The sequence below is a fragment of the Klebsiella sp. WP3-W18-ESBL-02 genome (assembly GCF_014168815.1).
GTDB lineage: Bacteria > Pseudomonadota > Gammaproteobacteria > Enterobacterales > Enterobacteriaceae > Kluyvera > Kluyvera ascorbata_B.
Genome location: NZ_AP021972.1, coordinates 3,601,571 through 3,621,825, shown reverse-complemented (window position 1 = coordinate 3,621,825; position 20,255 = coordinate 3,601,571). Strand labels below are relative to the sequence as shown.

Annotated in this window: 21 protein-coding genes and 1 pseudogene; 6 read left to right on the top strand and 16 right to left on the bottom strand. The window is 53.6% G+C overall.

The genetic code is table 11. The features are described 5' to 3' along the window. Window positions 1–52 precede the first annotated feature (52 nt). The gene (ahpF, locus tag H7R56_RS17340; protein WP_106924715.1) at window positions 53–1,618 is read left to right on the top strand and encodes an alkyl hydroperoxide reductase subunit F; all 1,566 of its coding nucleotides are present in this window, start codon (window positions 53–55) and stop codon (window positions 1,616–1,618) included. Between the two features lie 70 nt (window positions 1,619–1,688). On the opposite strand, the gene uspG is transcribed toward ahpF, so the two are convergent. Further along, complete coding sequence (gene uspG / locus H7R56_RS17335) at window positions 1,689–2,117, bottom strand: universal stress protein UspG (protein WP_106924714.1); 429 nt, start codon at window positions 2,115–2,117, stop codon at window positions 1,689–1,691. Window positions 2,118–2,281: 164 nt separating this feature from the next. Further along, window positions 2,282–2,692, bottom strand: coding sequence for a nucleoside diphosphate kinase regulator (gene rnk / locus H7R56_RS17330; RefSeq protein ID WP_106924713.1), 411 nt, complete (start codon window positions 2,690–2,692; stop codon window positions 2,282–2,284). Between the two features lie 234 nt (window positions 2,693–2,926). Between rnk and H7R56_RS17325 the strand changes: the two are divergent. Then, window positions 2,927–3,757, top strand: a pseudogene (locus tag H7R56_RS17325) (alpha/beta fold hydrolase). Between the two features lie 34 nt (window positions 3,758–3,791). On the opposite strand, the gene rna reads toward H7R56_RS17325, so the two are convergent. Both rna and dcuC read right to left on the bottom strand, forming a co-directional pair. Continuing rightward, the gene (gene rna, locus H7R56_RS17320) at window positions 3,792–4,592 is read right to left on the bottom strand and encodes a ribonuclease I (protein ID WP_106924712.1); all 801 of its coding nucleotides are present in this window, start codon (window positions 4,590–4,592) and stop codon (window positions 3,792–3,794) included. A 93-nt stretch (window positions 4,593–4,685) separates the two neighbouring features. Continuing rightward, the gene (gene dcuC, locus H7R56_RS17315; protein ID WP_106924711.1) at window positions 4,686–6,056 is read right to left on the bottom strand and encodes an anaerobic C4-dicarboxylate transporter DcuC; all 1,371 of its coding nucleotides are present in this window, start codon (window positions 6,054–6,056) and stop codon (window positions 4,686–4,688) included. 676 nt (window positions 6,057–6,732) lie between these two features. On the opposite strand from dcuC, the gene pagP reads away from it, so the two are divergent. Beyond that, complete coding sequence (pagP, locus tag H7R56_RS17310) at window positions 6,733–7,281, top strand: lipid IV(A) palmitoyltransferase PagP (RefSeq protein ID WP_353654621.1); 549 nt, start codon at window positions 6,733–6,735, stop codon at window positions 7,279–7,281. A 162-nt stretch (window positions 7,282–7,443) separates the two neighbouring features. Continuing rightward, window positions 7,444–7,653, top strand: a complete 210-nt coding sequence (cspE, locus tag H7R56_RS17305; RefSeq protein WP_000034825.1) for a transcription antiterminator/RNA stability regulator CspE — start codon at window positions 7,444–7,446, stop codon at window positions 7,651–7,653. A 58-nt stretch (window positions 7,654–7,711) separates the two neighbouring features. Here the strand turns inward: cspE and crcB are convergent, their stop codons facing one another. After that, the gene (gene crcB / locus H7R56_RS17300; RefSeq protein ID WP_106924709.1) at window positions 7,712–8,095 is read right to left on the bottom strand and encodes a fluoride efflux transporter CrcB; all 384 of its coding nucleotides are present in this window, start codon (window positions 8,093–8,095) and stop codon (window positions 7,712–7,714) included. Between the two features lie 115 nt (window positions 8,096–8,210). Here crcB and H7R56_RS17295 point away from each other — a divergent pair, with 115 nt between their 5' ends. After that, window positions 8,211–8,999 carry a deaminated glutathione amidase gene (locus H7R56_RS17295; protein ID WP_106924708.1) on the top strand — a complete coding sequence of 263 codons (789 nt, stop codon included), beginning with the start codon at window positions 8,211–8,213 and terminating at the stop codon, window positions 8,997–8,999. Window positions 9,000–9,125: 126 nt separating this feature from the next. Beyond that, entirely contained in the window at window positions 9,126–9,326 is a 201-nt protein-coding gene (gene tatE, locus H7R56_RS17290) for a twin-arginine translocase subunit TatE (protein ID WP_106924707.1), read from the top strand. A gap of 210 nt (window positions 9,327–9,536) precedes the next feature. Here the strand turns inward: tatE and lipA are convergent, their stop codons facing one another. The 11 genes from lipA to H7R56_RS17235 all read right to left on the bottom strand — a co-directional run bounded on the left by lipA (window position 9,537) and on the right by H7R56_RS17235 (window position 20,238). Further along, the gene (gene lipA, locus H7R56_RS17285) at window positions 9,537–10,502 is read right to left on the bottom strand and encodes a lipoyl synthase (protein WP_106924706.1); all 966 of its coding nucleotides are present in this window, start codon (window positions 10,500–10,502) and stop codon (window positions 9,537–9,539) included. A 200-nt stretch (window positions 10,503–10,702) separates the two neighbouring features. Next, window positions 10,703–11,659 (bottom strand): YbeF family transcriptional regulator, encoded by a 957-nt coding sequence (locus H7R56_RS17280; RefSeq protein ID WP_182928315.1) that lies wholly within the window; start codon window positions 11,657–11,659, stop codon window positions 10,703–10,705. Between the two features lie 306 nt (window positions 11,660–11,965). After that, entirely contained in the window at window positions 11,966–12,607 is a 642-nt protein-coding gene (lipB, locus tag H7R56_RS17275) for a lipoyl(octanoyl) transferase LipB (protein ID WP_106924704.1), read from the bottom strand. Between the two features lie 97 nt (window positions 12,608–12,704). Next, window positions 12,705–12,968: a DUF493 family protein YbeD gene (gene ybeD, locus H7R56_RS17270; RefSeq protein ID WP_035894333.1), complete on the bottom strand. Its 264-nt coding sequence runs from the start codon at window positions 12,966–12,968 to the stop codon at window positions 12,705–12,707. A 106-nt stretch (window positions 12,969–13,074) separates the two neighbouring features. Next, window positions 13,075–14,274: a D-alanyl-D-alanine carboxypeptidase DacA gene (gene dacA, locus H7R56_RS17265; RefSeq protein WP_106924703.1), complete on the bottom strand. Its 1,200-nt coding sequence runs from the start codon at window positions 14,272–14,274 to the stop codon at window positions 13,075–13,077. A gap of 136 nt (window positions 14,275–14,410) precedes the next feature. Beyond that, window positions 14,411–15,523 (bottom strand): endolytic peptidoglycan transglycosylase RlpA, encoded by a 1,113-nt coding sequence (rlpA, locus tag H7R56_RS17260; RefSeq protein WP_106924702.1) that lies wholly within the window; start codon window positions 15,521–15,523, stop codon window positions 14,411–14,413. Between the two features lie 10 nt (window positions 15,524–15,533). Then, window positions 15,534–16,646, bottom strand: a complete 1,113-nt coding sequence (gene mrdB / locus H7R56_RS17255) for a peptidoglycan glycosyltransferase MrdB (RefSeq protein ID WP_106924701.1) — start codon at window positions 16,644–16,646, stop codon at window positions 15,534–15,536. Between the two features lie 2 nt (window positions 16,647–16,648). Then, window positions 16,649–18,550, bottom strand: a complete 1,902-nt coding sequence (mrdA, locus tag H7R56_RS17250; protein WP_106924700.1) for a peptidoglycan DD-transpeptidase MrdA — start codon at window positions 18,548–18,550, stop codon at window positions 16,649–16,651. Between the two features lie 27 nt (window positions 18,551–18,577). After that, the gene (gene rlmH / locus H7R56_RS17245; protein WP_064548242.1) at window positions 18,578–19,045 is read right to left on the bottom strand and encodes a 23S rRNA (pseudouridine(1915)-N(3))-methyltransferase RlmH; all 468 of its coding nucleotides are present in this window, start codon (window positions 19,043–19,045) and stop codon (window positions 18,578–18,580) included. 3 nt (window positions 19,046–19,048) lie between these two features. Beyond that, the gene (rsfS, locus tag H7R56_RS17240) at window positions 19,049–19,366 is read right to left on the bottom strand and encodes a ribosome silencing factor (RefSeq protein ID WP_106924699.1); all 318 of its coding nucleotides are present in this window, start codon (window positions 19,364–19,366) and stop codon (window positions 19,049–19,051) included. Between the two features lie 260 nt (window positions 19,367–19,626). Next, on the bottom strand, window positions 19,627–20,238 hold the full coding sequence (locus H7R56_RS17235) for an adenosylcobalamin/alpha-ribazole phosphatase (protein ID WP_106924698.1): 612 nt from the start codon (window positions 20,236–20,238) through the stop codon (window positions 19,627–19,629). Window positions 20,239–20,255 lie beyond the last annotated feature (17 nt).

Genomic DNA, 20,255 nt, shown 5'->3' with positions numbered 1-20,255 from the left:
CAGCTCGTATGTGGCCGCTTGCATGATGATGTTTTAAGCCCAGGAGATAAAAATGCTCGACACCAACATGAAAACCCAGCTCAAGGCTTACCTTGAGAAGCTGACCAAACCTGTTGAGCTGATTGCCACGCTGGACGACAGCGCTAAATCGGCAGAGATCAAGGAACTGTTGGCTGAAATCGCTGAACTGTCAGATAAGGTCACCTTCAAACAAGATAACGACCTGGCGGTGCGTAAGCCGTCGTTCCTGATTACAAATCCCGGCTCTCACCAGGGCCCGCGTTTTGCCGGCTCTCCGCTGGGTCACGAGTTCACTTCTCTGGTTCTGGCGCTGCTGTGGACCGGCGGTCATCCCTCGAAAGAGGCGCAGTCTCTGCTGGAGCAGATTCGCGACATCGACGGTGATTTTGAATTTGAAACCTACTATTCACTGTCGTGCCATAACTGTCCGGACGTTGTGCAGGCGCTGAACCTGATGTCGGTGCTGAACCCGCGCATCAAGCATACGGCAATCGACGGCGGTACTTTCCAGAATGAAATCACCGAACGTAACGTGATGGGCGTCCCGGCGGTCTACGTGAATGGCCAGGAATTTGGTCAGGGCCGTATGACGCTGGCGGAAATCGTCGCGAAAGTTGACACCGGCGCGGAAAAACGCGCGGCGGAAGAGCTGAATAAGCGCGATGCGTATGATGTGCTGATTGTTGGCTCCGGCCCGTCTGGCGCGGCGGCGGCGGTTTACTCTGCGCGTAAAGGGATTCGTACCGGCCTGATGGGCGAGCGTTTTGGCGGCCAGGTGCTGGATACCGTCGATATCGAAAACTACATTTCCGTGCCGAAAACCGAAGGTCAGAAGCTGGCAGGCGCGCTGAAGGCGCACGTTAGTGAATACAACGTCGATGTGATTGATTCCCAGAGCGCGTCTAAGCTGGTGCCTGCTGCGGTTGAAGGTGGCCTGCATCAGATTGAAACGGCCTCCGGCGCGGTGCTGAAAGCACGCAGCATCATTATTGCTACCGGTGCAAAATGGCGCAACATGAACGTACCGGGCGAAGATCAGTACCGTACCAAAGGCGTAACCTATTGCCCGCACTGCGACGGCCCGCTGTTTAAAGGCAAGCGCGTGGCGGTCATTGGCGGCGGCAACTCGGGCGTGGAAGCGGCCATCGACCTGGCGGGCGTGGTTGAACACGTTACGTTGCTGGAATTTGCGCCGGAAATGAAGGCCGATCAGGTCCTGCAAGATAAAGTGCGTAGCCTGAAAAACGTCGACATTATTCTCAATGCCCAGACCACCGAAGTGAAAGGTGACGGCACCAAAGTGACCGGTCTGCAGTATCGCGACCGCGTGAGCGGCGACGAACATCACGTCGCGCTGGCGGGGATCTTTGTCCAGATTGGTCTGTTGCCGAACACAACCTGGCTGGAAGGGGCGGTTGAGCGTAACCGTATGGGTGAGATTATCATCGATGCGAAATGCGAAACGAACGTTAAGGGCGTATTTGCCGCTGGCGACTGTACTACCGTGCCGTACAAACAAATTATTATCGCCGCCGGCGAAGGTGCAAAAGCGTCACTGAGCGCGTTCGATTATCTGATTCGCACCAAAACAGCATAAAAAAGAAGACAATACCTGCAATGTCAAAGGCCACCGAAAGGTGGCCTTTTTTTATACCGCGCAGTTAACGTTAGCGCACAACCAGCACGGGAATGTTAGCGTGGCGAATCACGCTGGAGGCGTTAGACCCCAGCAGGTGGGTACTGATAGACGGATTACGAGAACCAATTACCACCATATCGGCGTTGAGCTCTTCCGCCAGTTCGTTCACCGCATCGCGCACGTTGCCCACCCGGACATGCAGCTTAATACGGGAAGGGTCGATCGTGAAATGACTCACCATGGTGGTCAGCCGGGTTTCCGCCTCCTGCTGTAAATGCTCTTCAAAGCGGCGCAGATCGGCGGCAAAGCGGCTCATGGTGTAGCTTGCCGAACCGGGCAGAACGTGTAGTAGGTGGATAATGCCATCCTGCTGGGCTAAAAACTCCGCGTGACGAATCGCTTTGTCGCTTAACTCCATCTCAAAAACATCAACGGGCATAATGATTGTTTTGTACATAGGCTCCTCCTTGTCTTTATAGAACTATCAAAACACATAATGCATTTTGAATATGTCATTTAGTTCGCAAAATAGTTTATCTCGCGGAGGGGCGTTGTAAAGTTTGGTCAGGCGGGGACAGAAAGAGGATGCATGGCATCCCCTTTAATCATTTCGGCACAGAATTAGCGGTGAAATTCGCCGGCGGCTTCCGGCTGATAAAGCAGTTCAAGCACTTCCAGATGTGTTGATGCACCGCCCGGTAACTCCCAGTGAATGGTGCTACCTGCACGCAGGCCGAGCAGGGCTGCGCCAACCGGAGCCATCACCGAAAGCTGGCTGCTGCTGTCGGTCATCTGCGCCGGGAAGACCAGCGTGCGTACGCGCTCTTCGCCGGTGGTGAGATCGCGGAATCTGACCTGGCTATTCATACTCACTACGTCGTGCGGCATGTCCTCTGGGGCACACATCTGGGCACGATCCAGCTCGTCGTTTAGCGCGCTCGCCACCGGGGAATTTGCGTAAGCAGATTGCTCAAGCAGGCGGTCGATACGCTCGGCATCGAACTCATTAATAATGATGGCAGGTCGGGTCATTATTTACTCCATGTCTATCGATTATCCAAAAGAAAACCCTCACCGCCAGCGGCAAGGGTTCATCTGCTTCCATCATACTGATCCTGGCGTCAGGTTTGAAGTGATGCAGCGCACATTCGCAGATGGCAATAATTTTCGTTGTGTGAAATTTATGCGAAATACATCGCAACCTATAAATCTGGATTATTCTTTTTAGGCTGCGCCTGGCAGCGTCCTCAAAGTACAGGAGATCGTATGAGCGGTTTCGATAAACTGACCCTGAAAGATGGTAGTTATCTCTGGTTTAAAGATTGGGGGAGCGGACAGCCAATCGTATTTAGCCACGGCTGGCCGTTGACGTCTGATGCGTTTGAGGATCAGATGCTGTATCTGGGGTCAAAAGGGTATCGTGTGATTGCCCACGATAGACGAGGCCACGGACGTTCTGCGCAGCCATGGGACGGGCATAATATGGATCAGTATGCCGATGATTTGGCCTAGTTAACGGCGCACCTTAACCTGAAAGATGCGGTGCATGTCGGGCACTCTACCGGCGGCGGCGAAGTCGCTCGCTACATCGGTCGCCATGGAACCAGCCGGGTAGCGAAAGCGGTGCTGATTGGTGCCGTCACGCCGATTATGGTGAAAACCGATTTTAACCCGAACGGCGTGCCAGCGGAGGTCTTTGACGGCATTCGTAACGGGGTGGTGGAAGATCGCGGTGGGTTCTTTTATGAGCTGACGGCGGCATTTTATGGCTATAACCGCCCGGGAGCCAAAGAGTCGAAAGCGGTGCGTGAAGGGTTTGTTGAGCAGGGCCTTCAGGGCTCGATTAAAGCGCTCTACGATTGTATTAAAGCTTTTTCAGAAACCGATCTGCGTGAGGACCTGCGTAAGATGACTATCCCGACGCTGGTGATTCACGGTGATGACGATCAGATTGTGCCGTTTGAAACCTGCGGGAAGGTGGCAGCGCAGCTGCTGCCGGACGCTGAACTGAAGGTATATAAAGGCGGTTCGCACGGGATCTGCACCACCCATAAGCACCAGATCAATGACGATCTGCTGGCCTTTATTCAGAAGTAGGGGCGTTTAACCCCCGCAGGCGCGGGGGCGGAAATTAATAACCGTTTTTATCCACCACGAACTGTTTGCCGCAGTTGCCGGGATGCGGCTGTGGCAGCAGCGAGGCCGAGGTCAGCGGATCGTTGATGCTGGCTGATTTGATAGCAATCTGCATTTCCGTCAAATAGGCCGGGTTGCCGTTACAGGTTAGCTTAACGGCTTTGACGTTCTCTTGACCGAAAGCGGTGGCCACCGCGGCATCGAAGCTGGCGCGGGTTACGGTTTTACCGTAGTTGGCGGCCAGGAACTGGCCGAGCGCGCTCTGCTTCACGTCGCCGTTCAGCCGAACCATAGTGCTGAAGTAGGCGTCCGGATCGAAGCCAAAACAAACGCCGTGCTTAGCAAATTCATAACGCTCGAGGCAGCTTTTTCCACCGCTGCCGGGCATCACCTGGTTAAGTTTATTGGCCACTTCCAGCGACAGGCCGGTTTCTTCAGCGGCGCATTTACGGCTGGCTTTCGCTTCCGGCATATTTGGAATGGGACGGGTGGCGCAGCCGAAGCGCATCCAGCGGTTATTATCGACCCCGCGTGAGGCTATTGAGGCAGGCAGGCCCGGCCATAACCCGTGGACCGTTAAATAGTCAGCCTTATTATTGAGTTCTTTAGGCTGTTGGCATTCCAGTGGTTCTTTACGGTTGCGGTCATACTGACTCTGACAAAAGCCCGTTTGCCAGGAGAGCGCCAGTACGTAACGATCGAAGTCACCATATTGCGTCGGGACGAGCGGCTCGGCGTGAAGGCTTCCGGCGCAGAGTAACAGCGCACATCCTGACACAATATTCTTCCTTAGCATTTTCCTGGCTCCACGTTTTTAATCATTTAGTGACGTTATTACATAATAAAATAAGGCGCCCTCAGGCGCCTTATTTATTTGAGCTATCAATGATTATGCGGACGCGCCGGGAACCAGAATTTCGGTAGCGATAATCACCACAATCAGGCCCACAATGACCGGTACTGAAGTCCGCTTCACCACTTCGAACGGTGAAATTTTTGCCATCCCGGCAACCGCGACAACGACGCCGGAAACCGGGGAGATGGTACGGCCCAGGTTGGAGGCCTGGAGCATCGGGATGGACAGGTAGGCCGGGTTAATACCGGAGGAGTGCGCCAGCTTTGGAATCATCTCCACGAAAGCATAGAACGGGGCGTTACCGGAACCGGTCGTCATTGCTGCCAGCATGGTCAGCACGACCAGCACCAGCATCAGGATGATGCTGGCGGAGCCGAACGAGGTGGCGATAGAGATCAGGCTATTAATAAAGCCGATGGTGCTCAGACCCTGGGCGAAGACGCCGGCTGCAACCAGCAGCATAACCACGCCGGCGAAGGCGTCCGCCATGCCGCGATAGGCCACTTCCAGACCCGCAAACACGTTCTGGGTGTTAAAGCCGCGGAAGAACTCCAGCACCGCTGCCAGCAGCATACAAATAACCAGAATCGCGATGATATGCAGCTCCGGGCCCCATTTACCGTCAAAAATCAATACGCCGATAATGGGCGTGAACGGTAAAATGGCATAGAAGGACGGCGCGGTAGTGGTAATTTCGCTGACATCCAGCATCTCGTGAGAGATATTTTCTTTTTTGTCCAGGTAGCGCTGCCAGAAGAAATGGGCAATAGCCATCGCGATAATCGCGGCGATAGAGATTGGCAGTGTGGTTTTAAAGGCAAAATCAATTAACGGCATTTCGGCGGCCTTGGCAGCCAGCACGACGTCACCGGACGTCGGAGAGAGAATAATGGCTGCCGGGGAGGCACAAATAGCCGCTGCGGCGCCGCGGCTAATGCCGACGTTAACCATGACCGGGAAGAGAGTCGCCATCAGCAGCACGCCCAGACCGGTAGCGGAGGAGACAGCCAGCGACATCAGGCACGCCACAAAATAGGCCGCAATCATCAGTAAATACGGTGAGTTAATATATTGCAGCGGTTTGGAAGCCAGCTTAACAACCATATCGTTAGCGCCAATGTGGGTCATATAAGCGGCAAAACCACAGAGCATCATAATCATCATGCCGAGATCGCCGCCGCGGCTCATCAGCAGAATTTTAATATATTCAATGATGTCAGTAGCAGAGTAACCCGTGCTGGTTTCACTACTCGGTAAAATCTTATGCCCCATCAATGCACTGGCAATCAGTAGCAGCAGACCGCCGACAAAGAGGACCCCTGTCGCGGAATATCCTTTGATGATGTAGCGGGCTACGCCCACGATAACCACAACACCAATCAGGAGTTCAAAGAACGTTAACATTATTAACACCTATCGCCCAGTTGTAAAATTGATGCAGTGCAGCATCAAAAAGTAAGGATGAAATGTGCCGAAAAAACCGGCGAACTTAGCTGATGAAAATCAAAAAAGAGACTAATTAAAGATGATGACTTTGCAAATTACACGATGTACTCACAAAGCGGAACATTGCCCTCACACTAAGTATAGCGGGCTGCGTGAATAATAAACAGAAAGGTGAATGAAATGTATTATTTCAGTTAGATAACATCGTGAATGGCCGGCGCTGCGGCGGTGTGGTATCGCTTATGCGGTGGGGGGAGTGTTTGCTTTATTTTATTGTGTCATATTTATTGATTAATATTATAAATGAAGTGGCTTAGAAATAAATAAGGTTAAACTTTGGTTTTAATATAATTTCAGGCGGTGGATGGTTATTTATTTTTATAATGAAATGATGTGAGTAAATAATGAAAATTTTGACTGCATATAATTGACGCTTTGAGTTGATATTTATGCACTTGAGCTGAGGGTCGGGTTGAACAATCATCTAAGAATATTCTAATTTGTAACCAGGCGGTATGAAAAAAACTATGGATTGATGTCGTTGAGACTCAATTGAGTTTATTCTTGTTAGACTATTCTTAATGGATACTTTACTGGCAAGTCTATCGTGTTAAATCTCAATAAAAATTTTGCACTGTCGCTCGTGTTCGCGGGGCTGTCGGCTACAGCACTTCCTGCGGCGGCGTCGTTTAGCGAAACCATAAAAGAGGGTTACAACACCCTTAGCAGCAACATTGCTCAGACGTGGAATGAGCCGCAGCATTACGATCTGTATGTGCCAGCAATTACCTGGCACGCGCGTTTTGCCTACGATAAAGAAAAAACCGATGCGTACAATGAACGTCCCTGGGGAGCGGGGTTTGGCGTGTCCCGCTGGGATGAAAAAGGCAACTGGAACGGCATTTATCTTATGGCTTTTAAGGACTCCTTTAATAAATGGGAGCCTATCGGAGGCTACGGCTGGGAAAAAACCTGGCGACCGCTGGCTGATGATAACTTCCATGTTGGCCTCGGTTACACCATCGGGGTGACCGCGCGCGATAACTGGAAATACATCCCGATTCCGGTGGCGCTCCCTCTGGCCTCCATCGGCTACGGCCCCGCAACATTCCAGATGACCTACATCCCGGGTACCTATAACAACGGTAATGTGTACTTTGCCTGGATGCGTTTCCAGTTCTGAAAACCGCTTCTGGAACCAATGCTGAGATAAAGTCAACCTGCAAATAAAAGTTAGCGACATTTATCACTTTTTAACGAAGTTGGGCTGGACAAAACCGACGACAATTGTTGTACTGTTAACTGACACAGATTAGTGTCGTTTTTTCATATAAAGGTAATTTTGATGTCTAAGATTAAAGGTAACGTTAAGTGGTTTAATGAGTCCAAAGGATTCGGTTTCATTACTCCGGAAGATGGCAGCAAAGACGTATTCGTACACTTCTCTGCAATCCAGACCAACGGTTTCAAAACTCTGGCTGAAGGTCAGCGCGTAGAGTTCGAAATCACTAACGGTGCCAAAGGCCCTTCTGCTGCTAACGTCATCGCTCTGTAAGCGACAAATAGCAGTCAGAATTCAAAACCCGCTTAACTGCGGGTTTTTTTTCTTCTTTTTATCCCTGACTGGTGGCGCTGAACAGCCAGAACGCCAGCGCCGTCATGGCAAATGATCCGAAAAGGTTAACCGCCACGTTTAACAGCGCCCAGCTGAATTTCCCCGCCTGCAATAGAAAGACCACTTCTGCCGAAAACGTCGAGAAGGTCGTCAGGCCGCCGCAAAAACCGGTGGTGAGCAGCACTTTCCACACCGGATCAATGTGCGGGAGCCGATTAAACCAGGCAAGACCGGCGCCGATAATGAACGCCCCCAGCAGGTTGGCCGTAAGCGTACCCAGCGGAAGCGCATGGTGCATAGGGTTAAAGCGAAAGCTAAGCAGCCAGCGGGCTACGCTGCCGGTACCGCCGCCGATAAAAACGGCTAACAAAAGTTGCATCATGCGAATTTCCTGCCATCTTCGAGTGTGGCCAGAGTTTACCCTTGAAGGGACGATCTGGCTATATACTGATCGATATTCATCATCTTGATATATTAGCAAAACTTAAGGAGTTACGATGCGAGTAGCGGCGGGACAGTTTGTCGTGACACCGGAGTGGCAGGTTAACGCGCAAACCTGCGTGACGCTGATGCAGTCGGCGGCAGCGCTGGGCGCTGAGCTGCTGGTGTTGCCAGAAGCGCTGCTGGCGCGTAGCGATAGCGATCCGGATATGTCGGTGAAATCGGCGCAGCCGCTGAACGGTGGCTTTATGCAGCTCCTCAAGGCGCAGAGCCGTCTTGACGATTTGACGACGATACTCACCATTCACACTCCCTCTTCGGCGGAACGGGCCAGAAATACGCTGGTCGCGCTACGCGGTGGGGAGGTGATTGCTCACTACCATAAGCTGCATCTCTATGACGCTTTTGCTATCCAGGAGTCGAAACGGGTCGATGCCGGGGGAGCGCTGCCGCCGTTAATTGAGGTGGCGGGATTTAAGGTCGGCCTGATGACCTGCTATGACCTGCGCTTTCCGGACATGGCGCTAGCGCTGGCGTTACAGGGGGCTGAGATTCTGGCGCTGCCTGCCGCCTGGGTACGCGGGCCGCTGAAGGAACATCATTGGTCGACGCTGCTGGCTGCGCGAGCGCTGGACACGACCTGTTACCTCGTCGCCAGCGGCGAGTGCGGCACGCGAAACATTGGTCAGAGCCGAATCGTGGATCCGCTTGGCGTGACCCTGGCAGGAGCTTCAACGGCACCGCAGCTGATTGTGTCTGAGGTGAGTCGCGACGATCTTTCACGCATTCGTCAGCAGCTTCCGGTGCTGAAAAACAGGCGTTTTGCGCTACCGCAATTAACATGACGTTTTTTTAAACAATGCTTGATTCACCTTGTTACAGATTGCTATTGTGTGCACGCGCTAAATGACCGTTAATAAACTATGGTGATGTGGCGCATTTTGCAGCCTGTTTTTGAGAAGAAGGTATCTATGGGTGAGATTAGTATTACCAAACTGCTGGTAGTGGCAGCACTGATTATTCTGGTGTTTGGTACCAAGAAATTACGGACTCTGGGTGGAGATCTGGGTTCAGCGATCAAAGGCTTTAAAAAAGCCATGAATGACGATGAAACCGCCGCGCAGAAGAGCGCAGACGAGACTCCGGCAGAAAAGCTCTCTCATAAAGAGTAAGCAGGGCAGCGTTTCAGATGATATGCGGGTGAATGCGTGTCATCCGTGGGTGTAACAACCCGCAAAAAAGGCTTCAGCATGACGATGCTGAAGCCTTTTTTGATACTATTTGATTTCCAAATGCATTTCATTGAAACAATTTATTTCTTCAATGAGCAATAAAAAAGCCGCTGTCGACAGAGAGCGGCTTTTTCGTATTGGCAACTATCCCTACTTCACTTCAATGCCTTTGGCCTGAAGATCGGCATGGTAAGACGAACGGACAAACGGGCCGCAGGCGGCGTGGGTGAAGCCCATCGCCAGCGCTTCGGCTTTCATCTCTTCAAACTCATCCGGGCTAACGTAGCGCTGTACCGGCAGGTGATGACGGCTCGGCTGCAGGTACTGGCCCAGCGTCAGCATGGTCACTCCGTGGCGGCGCAGATCGCGCATAACGTCGATAATTTCGGCGTTGGTTTCACCCAGGCCAACCATAAGGCCGGATTTCGTTGGGATATCCGGGTGCGCTTCTTTGAAGCGCTCAAGCAGCTTCAGCGACCAGTTATAGTCGGCGCCCGGGCGAACCTGGCGATACAGACGCGGCACGTTTTCCAGGTTGTGGTTAAACACGTCCGGCGGGGTTTCCGTCAGAATCGCTAAGGCGCGATCCATACGGCCGCGGAAGTCCGGTACCAGCGTTTCAATGCGGATGCTCGGGCTTTTCTCGCGAATTGCAGCAATACAGTCGGCGAAGTGCTGGGCGCCGCCGTCGCGCAGATCGTCACGATCGACGGAGGTGATAACTACATAGCGCAGCGCCATGTCAGCGATAGTTTGCGCCAGCTTTTGCGGTTCGTTGGCATCCGGGGTCACCGGGCGACCGTGGGCCACGTCGCAGAACGGGCAGCGACGGGTGCAGATTGCGCCAAGGATCATAAAGGTCGCGGTGCCGTGGTTGAAGCATTCTGCCAGGTTCGGGCAGGAGGCTTCTTCACACACGGAGTGCAGACCATTTTTACGCATGGCCGCTTTGATGCCCTGGATACGGGAAGAGTCCGCCGGAAGTTTAATTTTCATCCACTCCGGTTTTCGCAGCAGCGCTTCGCGCTCTGTTGCCACGTTTTTTACCGGGATAAGGGCCATCTTATCGGCATCGCGGTACTTTACACCGCGTTCCATCACAATGGGTTTACTCATAGCGTACGTGTTCCAGTTCCGAGTATCGAGGGAAAGCGTTTCAATTCAAGGGAATGTTGTATTTATCAACTATTTTTGAATTAATGGCAGGCAGTATACCATTGAAACGGGGTATAAAGCAGCCTGCCAGGCCGGCAAATTGTAAAATAGTTGTTGAATAATGCTTTTTTGCCGGCAGAGGATAGCGGGTGGCGGGTGAACTAGAATGCCTGATGGATGACGTTGATAATGTTTTGCATTACCGGGTCCCGCAGGCTGAGTTTATTGTAATGCAATGAAAAATCGACCCGTTCCTGCTGTAATGGCGCGAAATCCAGCGTGCACAGCGGCCAACACTGCTTAAAGATATGGTAGAAGCGCAGCGGCATGATGCCTATCAGGTTGCTCGAGGCGATCAGTGACGCAATGGTAAACAGGTTGTAACTGCTCACGCTGACCTGACGGTCGGGGAGCATGTCGCGAATGCGTTTGTAGAGGTCGTTCTGCCCGGCGCCGTCCATTGTCAGCAGCGTATGCTCGTATTGCATCAACGTTTCGGCCGACGGCTCTTCGTTAAGCGCAGGATGGTCGTTACGACAAACGAGCACCAGATTATCGCTGAAGAGGGCATGGCGGCCCAGCGTTCGCGGATTGTTATGCTCATGGTTGTCGATCACTAAATCGGTCTGGAACTGGCTAAGCTGGGCGTTGGCGTCGGTTACCGCCACGTTGCGTAGCAGCACCTGTGGGTAGGTCTGCTTCACCGCCTGATAGATAACCGGCATGACAATGGCCCCCACAGACGCCGCCGTCCCGATGGTGATCACCCGCTGTTTGTCATAGCTGCCGTCCAGGTCCAGTGCGCCGAGAATCGATTCCAGCCCCTGGCTAATGTACTCGTGCAGATGCGAGGCATAGGCAGTTGGCGTGACGCCCTGTCCCTTACGAATGAACAGCGGGTCAGGGAACAGCAGGCGGAGTTTCTGGATGGATTGGCTAATGGCGGACGGCGTAAGGTTCAGGACTTTTGCCGCATTGACGATGCCTTTATGAACATAAACCGCTTCAAATATCGTCAACAGGTTCAGGTCTATATTGCGCAGGGTGCGAAAGATTTGTGGTGTGTCATTATCGACATTAAGGTTTATTTTATTTTCTGGCTTATTGTTATAATCCACACTGCTTACTCCATATTCATTCACACCATGAATGATAGTTGATAGTTACATTATTATTATTATTCCTGAGTCCATGTTACTGCAAGGTAAAAAATGGCAATTTTGCGTTATCCCTCAATGCATTAATGAATCTAATGCATTCATTAAATGTATATCAACACTCTCAGTTTTGCACAGAAATGAGATCTGCTTTGCACTTTTTTGCTAAATGTGCAGCAGGAAGATACGAAAAACGAGATATTGTTCAGCGGGCGAGTGACGAAGCGTTAATGGCCCAAAAAATATTGGGCCGAAATATATAATATATTAAGCAGAGATATATTCATGCGGCGGATTGTTTAGCCGCGCTAAAAATTTGTCCACAAGAATTGGGGATATATTTTCCGGTTTGGCTTCGCTCACCCACTGTGAGACCTGCGCCATCTCCATGCCCGCATAGCCGCAGGGGTTAATGCGCAGGAAAGGGGAAAGGTCCATCGCCACATTCAGCGCCAGCCCGTGGAAAGAGCAGCCCTTACGGATACGCAGCCCCAGCGAGCAAATCTTTTTCTCGCCAACGTAAACGCCCGGCGCGTCGGCGCGCGGATGGGCTTCAATCCCGAGTTCTGCCAGCGTATCGACCACGGTTTGCTCCAGCAGAGTCACCAGTTCACGTACGCCAAGCTTGCGGCGCTTGAGGTTTAACAGCACGTACATAACCTGCTGACCCGGGCCGTGATAGGTTACCTGGCCGCCGCGATCGCTCTGAATGACCGGAATATCGCCCGGTACCAGCACATGTTCTGCTTTCCCCGCCTGACCCTGCGTAAAAACCGGCTGATGCTCAACCAGCCAGATCTCATCAAGCGTGGATTCATCACGGTTATCGGTAAAGTCGTGCATCGCCTGGGAAATAGGTTCGTAAGGCTGTAGGCCCAGTTGACGGATGAGGAGGGTATTGAAGTCCAAAACAGCGTCTCCGCAGAGGGGAAATAATGGACGCAGAGTATATCACAGGCAGGTGGAGAGAAGCGTTACCCGGGCGTGCCGGGTAACGGTGATGCGATTACAGCACCATACGGACAATTTCAATATTGCCCAACTCTTCGTACAGCGTCTCGACCTGCTCAATGTGGGTTGCATTGATGGTAATGGACACCGAGTGGTAGTTGCCTTTGCTGCTCGGTTTTATCTGCGGAGAGTAATCACCTGGCGCATGGCGCTGTACCACTTCAACCACCAGGTCAACCAGCTCAGGTTTCGCCAGACCCATTACTTTGTAAGTAAACGGAGTAGGGAATTCAAGCAGTTCGTTCAGTTTGGTTTTCATGTCAGCTCCAGTGTTAAAAAAGAATAACTCCCGCATGGTTAGCGGGAGTTATTTTAGCTATGCATAGTATATGGGGATGGAAATCACACTTTCAAGTGGGTGATTTTTAACCAAACCAGTGATGGAACATTAATTTAATGTAATCAATGATTTTTCCGAAGAAGTTACCTTCCGGTATTTCTTGCAGCACCACCAGAGGGCGCTGGTCGATGGTTTTACCGTCCAGCTGGAAGTTAATGGTGCCGACCACCTGGTTTTTCTGCAGCGGTGCGTGCAGCTCGCTGTTGTTCAGCACGTAGCTGGCTTTCAGGTCCTTCATGCGGCCGCGCGGGATGGTCAGGTAAACGTCTTTATCGACGCCCAGGGACGCACGATCGGTATCACCAAACCAGGCGGGTTCAGAGGCGAACTCTTTACCGGCTTTGATTGGGTTAACGGTTTCAAAGAAGCGGAAGCCCCAGGTCAGCAGCTTTTTGCTCTCGGTTTCACGCCCTTTGTAGGTGCGGCCGCCCATGACGGCAGAAACAAGGCGCATCTGGCCTTCGGTCGCGGAGGCCACCAGGTTGTAACCGGCTTTGTCGGTGTGGCCGGTTTTAATGCCGTCAACGTTCAGGCTATTGTCCCACAGCAGGCCGTTACGGTTTAGCTGACGAATGCCGTTAAAGGTGAACTCTTTTTCTTTGTAGATGGTGTATTCGTTCGGCACGTCGCGAATCAGCGCCTGGCCAATCATCGCCATATCACGTGCGGAACTGTACTGGCCGTCTGCATCCAGGCCGTGAACGGTCTGGAAGTGGGTGTTTTTCAGCCCCAGCGCGTTGACGTAGCTGTTCATCAGGCCCACGAAGGCATCCTGGCTGCCAGCGACGTAGTCGGCCATGGCAACACAGGCATCGTTACCCGATTGCAGGTTAATCCCGCGAATCAGCTGTGATACCGGTACCTGCATACCCGGCTTAAGGAACATCAGGGAAGAGCCTTTGAACACCGGGTTGCCGGTGGCCCAGGCATCGTTACCGATGGTGACCAAATCGGATTCTTTAAACTTGCCCGCTTTCATTGCCTGACCGATGACGTAGCTGGTCATCATTTTTGTCAGGCTGGCCGGATCGCGGCGGGCGTCAGCGTTTTGCTCAGCCAGCACCTTGCCGGAGTTGTAATCAATAAGAATGTAGGACTCGGCGTCAATCTGCGGAACGCCTGGAATCATGGTTTTGATGTTCAGGTCATCGGCGTGGGCGACGGAGCTCAGTGCTGCGACGGAGAGCGCCGGAATGAGTAAGCAAGCGAGAAAAGAGGTCTTCATGGTCAAAACAACGACATCCGTGATGGAGTTAAAAAGTGCCTTACTATAGCAAATGCCCTTTAGACAGGCATCCGACATCGTATATGACTTTGTTAATGACGTTTACATATACGAAGCATCGGATGCCGCGAGCGCTTTAGTTGGCGTGCGTAATAAACGATTGCAGCTGTGCTTCGCTCTGCAAACGTTGCTGTATGGTACCGGCTTCCGCTTTGCTGGCGAATGGACCGAGCTGAATACGCCAGACCGCGCCGTTTTGCGTTACGCGGCCCGGAACGGAGAACTGCTGGCTCAGACGCTGCTGATACTGCTGTGCGCGGGTCTGATCGCTGACTGCGCCAACCTGAACTACGTAGTTTCCGGCTGCTGCTGCAGGTGCGGCGACGGCAGCCGTCGCGGCTGGCGCGGCGCTTGCGGGGGCACTTACCGGCGCGGTGACCGGTGCCGCAGCCTGCGGCGCCGGTGCCGGTGTGGACTCTTCGAGTACGCCGCTATTTAATGGTGTCGGAGCACCAAGGAAGCCACCGCTTTTCACCGGCGCGCCTTCGCCGCTGTCGGCTGAGGCGAGGGTATCGTTACTGATCGCGCGTACGTCACCCTGAGGCGCGCTGGCCTGCGGGGTGGAAGAGGCGCTGCCCATGCCGCCGCTCAGGTCAGGGCGGTCCGGGAGCGCGTAGGTTTGCTTCGCGACGGTGGTACAGGCCATGCCGGGGCCGGAAAGCGAACCATCCTGGGCGACGATAATCGGGTCGATGCGTACTTTGGTATTGTTTGATGTGTTCAGACGATCCGCCGCCGCGCGGGAGAGCGAAATCACGCGATCGTTGCCATAAGGGCCGCGATCGTTAATACGCACTACGATCATCCGGCCGTTAGCCAGATTGGTAATACGCGCGTAGCTCGGCACCGGCAGGGTAGGGTGCGCGGCGGTAAGCTGCGTCGGATCGAACGCTTCGCCGATCGCCGTCAGATTGCTGCCCGGTTCGGCATCATAGATGGCGGCAAGCCCGGCCTGGCTGAAGTTGGACGGATCCTGGACAATTTTATATTTCTTACCGTCGCGTTCGTAATCCTGATTCGCCGTCGCGTTCAGTGGCTCAAAGCGTGGATCGGCCCCGCTGATTTCCACCGTCGGGCCATTACATACCGCAGGTTTTGGTGCGGAGACGGTCTGCTGCTGAACATCATCACTCGAACAAGCCGCCAGCAGCCCTGCCGCTATGCAGATCCCAAGCCATTGCTTACGCATTGAGCACCCCTTAGACGCTTTTTGACAACATTTTCCTGTGGGTGTGTATCGACATGACGATACCGAACCCGGCCATCAGTACGATCAGGGCTGACCCCCCGTAGCTGACCAGCGGCAGCGGAACGCCCACCACCGGCAAGATGCCACTTACCATACCAATATTAACAAATACATAAACGAATAAAATCAGCATCAAACCACCGGCCATGACGCGGCCAAACGTGGTTTGCGCCTGGGCGGCGATCCACAGGCCGCGCATAATCAGTAGCACGTACAACGCCAGCAGAATCAGAATACCAATAAGCCCCAGCTCCTCGGCCAGTACCGCAAAGATAAAGTCGGTATGGCGTTCCGGCAAGAATTCGAGCTGCGATTGCGTGCCGTGCAACCAGCCTTTGCCACGCAGGCCGCCAGATCCGATGGCGATTTTGGACTGAATAATGTGGTAGCCCGCGCCCAGCGGATCGGATTCCGGGTCCATCAGCATCATCACGCGCTGGCGCTGATAGTCGTGCATCAGGAAGAACCAGAGTATCGGGATAAAGCAGGCGACCAGCACCACGGCGACCAGAATTAACCGCCAGCTCAGGCCTGCCAGGAACAGCACGAACAGGCCGGACAGGGCGACCAGGATGGATGTACCAAGGTCCGGCTGGGCGGCGACCAACAGCGTCGGCATGAAAATCAGCACCAGCGCGATGGCGGTATTTTTCAGCGTGGGCGGGCAAACGTCGCGGTTAATAAAACGCGCCACCATTAGCGGGACGGCGATTTTGGCTATCTCAGACGGCTGGAAGCGCACCACGCCGAGGTCCAGCCAGCGCTGGGCACCTTTGGAGATGGCGCCAAAGGCATCGACCGCCACCAGCAGGATAATACAGAAGATATACAGCCAGGGCGCCCAGCCTTCGTAGACTCGCGGCGGGATCTGCGCCATGACGACCATGATAACGAGCCCCATGGCGATCTGGCCAATTTTACGTTCCGTCATCCCCATGTCCTGGCCGCTGGCGCTCCAGATAACCAGCGCGCTATAGGTCAGCAGCGCCAGCAGAATCAGCAGCATGGCTGGGTCGAGGTGAATTTTATCCCAGAACGATTTTTTGTTCGGATTATCCGTCATGATTATTGGTCCTCCGACGCGGCTGCAGCAGGGTTCTCAGCCGGTAAATCGGTGTTGTTGTCGCCCAGCATGATGTGGTCAAGGATCTGACGCATGATGGTACCGACAGCCGGGCCAGCGCCGCCGTTCTCCAGGATAATCGCTACGGCGACCTGGGGATCGTTATACGGCGCAAAGGCGGTCATTAGTTTGTGGTCACGCAGACGCTCGGCAATACGATGCGCATTATAGGTTTCGTTAGCCTTCAGGCCAAAGACCTGCGCGGTACCGGATTTCGCCGCAATTTTATACGGTGCGCCGGCGAAGTATTTATGCGCGGTGCCGTTCGGGCGATTGGCTACGCCGTACATGCCGTCTTTGGCAATTTCCCAGTAGCCGGAATGAATGTCGCCAATCGGCGGCTCTTCAGGCTGAGTCCACGGCACTTTTTTACCGTCTTCGACCCGGCTTGCCAGCAGGTGAGGGATTTTCACCACGCCGTCGTTAATCAGGGTCATCAGCGCTTTGCTCATCTGAATCGGGGTCGCGGTCCAGTAGCCCTGGCCGATGCCGACAGGAATGGTATCGCCCTGATACCACGGTTTCTTAAAGCGCTTCAGCTTCCATTCGCGCGTCGGCATGTTACCGGAACGTTCTTCCGCCAGATCGATGCCGGTATAGTCGCCGTAGCCAAACTTACTCATCCACTCAGACAGGCGGTCGATCCCCATGTCATAGGCGACCTGGTAGAAGAAGGTATCCGCCGATTCTTCCAGCGCTTTGGTGACGTTAAGGTGCCCGTGGCCCCATTTTTTCCAGTCACGGTAGCGTTTTTCTGAGCCGGGAAGCTGCCACCAGCCCGGGTCAAACAGGCTGGTATTGCGGTTGATCACGCCTGCGCTCATTGCGGAAACTGCCACATACGGTTTCACCGTCGATGCCGGTGGGTAAACCCCCTGCGTCGCGCGGTTAACCAGCGGGGTATTCGGGTCGTTTAGCAGACCGCTGTAGTCTTTGCTGGAAATACCGTCAACGAATAGGTTGGGATCGTAGCTTGGCGTGGAAACCAGCGCCAGAATGCTGCCGGTGCGCGGGTCGGTGACCACCACGGCGGCACGGCTGCCCGCCAGCAGCGTTTCAATGTATTGCTGGAGCTTGAGATCGAGCGTCAGGTAAATATCGTGCCCGGCCTGCGGCGGCACTTCTTTAAGCTGACGAATGACGCGGCCGCGGTTGTTGACTTCAACCTCTTCGTAGCCGGTCTGCCCGTGGAGCATATCTTCGTAATAACGCTCAATACCCAGCTTCCCGATATCGTGGGTTGCCGCGTAGTTGGCCAGTTTGCCGTCTTTGTCCAACCGGTCGACGTCTTTATCGTTAATTTTTGATACGTAGCCGATAACGTGGGTCAGGGCAGAACCGTAGGGATAGAAACGGCGTTTATAGCCTTTGACTTCTACGCCAGGAAAGCGGTACTGATTGACGGCAAAGCGGGCCACCTGCACTTCGGTGAGGTTGGTTTTAAGCGGAATAGAGGTAAAGCGGTGCGAACGGGCGCGCTCTTTTTTAAAGGCGGCGATATCGTCATCGCTGAGATCGACGACGTCGCGCAGGCCGTCGATGGTCTGCTGCACGCTGTCGACTTTTTCCGGCATGATTTCCAGCTGGTAGATGGTGCGGTTAAGCGCCAGCGGCGTACCGTTACGATCGTAGATTATGCCGCGGCTCGGTGCGATCGGCACCAGCTTGATGCGGTTTTCGTTAGAGCGCGTCTGATAGTCGGTGAAACGGACGATCTGTAAATTGTAGAGGTTGGCAATCAGCACGCCGGTAAGCAGCAAAATTCCCAAAAAAGCGACCACTGCCCGGCGCACAAAAAGCGCGGACTCTGCCGTATAGTCGCGAAAAGAATTCTGTAGTTTCATTCGCTGCTTAATCTACCCTGGTCATCATTACTCGCGGTGGTAAGGGTGGTTGGTGGTAATGCTCCACGCCCGATAAAGGCTTTCGGCGACCAGCACGCGCACCAGCGGGTGAGGGAGCGTCAGGGTGGAGAGCGACCAACTTTGTTCTGCTGCGGCCTTGCATGCCGGGGAAAGGCCTTCCGGACCGCCGATTAACAGGCTGACATCACGACCGTCACCCTTCCAGCGTTCCAGTTCGCGCGCAAGCTGCGGCGTATCCCAGGGTTTCCCGGGGATATCCAGCGTGACGATGCGGTTTTTTCCTGCGGCGGCGAGCATCATCTCGCCTTCTTTATCCAGAATACGTTTGATATCGGCGTTTTTACCGCGCTTGCCGGCGGGAATTTCCACCAGTTCGAACGGCATATCTTTCGGAAAACGACGAAGGTATTCGGTAAAACCGGTTTGTACCCAATCCGGCATTTTGGTGCCGACGGCGACCAACTGCAGCTTCACAACTTAACCCCAGAGTTTTTCCAGCTCATACAGGCGACGGCTCTCTTCCTGCATGACGTGGACAATGACATCGCCTAAATCAACGACAATCCAGTCGGCAACGCTTTCGCCTTCAACGCCTAATGGCAGCAGACCGGCTGCGCGGGATTCCTGAACCACATGATCGGCAATGGACATAACGTGGCGGCTGGAGGTGCCGGTGCAGATAACCATGCAATCAGTGATGCTGGATTTACCCTGAACATCAATTTTGATGATGTCCTGACCTTTTAAATCATCAATTTTGTCGACAACAAAATCCTGGAGTGCTTTACCCTGCAAGTGTTCCCCCTGGGGTGTGAAGATGAACGATATAAAACAGCCTGACAGTATACCCGAACTGAAAATATTGTCGGGACAAAAAATCACCAAACGGCCTTTCAGGCGGGGTATCATCCCATTCCTTCATGCCGATTGCATCGCCATTTTTGTAAAACAATTTCTGTCCACAAATGCTGGAGGGGGATGATTCAGGCTGCGGAGAATAACAGTCTATGGTTTGGTGTCAATGGGCTGGCGTCTCTGCGGCGCAGAAATCGGTTTTATCCCTCTTCCGGTAGCCAAATAGCCCGGCTGTTCAGCACCCGCAGCGTGGTAAATTCTGGCGTGAAATCAATGACGCTCCACGCGCCGTGATCGATGCGAAAATGCCACATGCTGGCGGTTGGCATTCCCAGTAAACAGGCGGTTAACAGGCTCAATACGCCCTGATGGCTGACGATAAGGAGATTCTGGTACGTATAGCCCGGTAATTCGGCGGCAAAGGCGGCGACGCGGCGGGAAAAGTCGGGGAAACCTTCACCGTTGGTGGGAGCCGCATGCTGCCAGTCGGCGCACCAGGCGGCATAGTTATCTTTGTCTTCTTTCTGCAGGTCGCGGTGGTGGCGCATTTCCCAGTCGCCGAAATACATTTCGTTGAGCAGCGGGTGGGGGGTAAAGGGAATGTCGCGCTCGCCGAGCAGCAGTCGTGCGGTGTGCTGGGTACGCTCCAGTTCACTGCACAATACGCCATCGAAGGGGACCTGTCGCAGCATCTCGCCGAGGCGTATGGCCTGCTGCTGGCCACGGGCAGTTAGCGGCGTGGGGGCGTGGCCGCTATACAGCCCGGCTACGTTGGCTTCGGTTTCGCCGTGGCGAACTAACCAGAGTTTCATGCTGTCTTCCCCGTTTA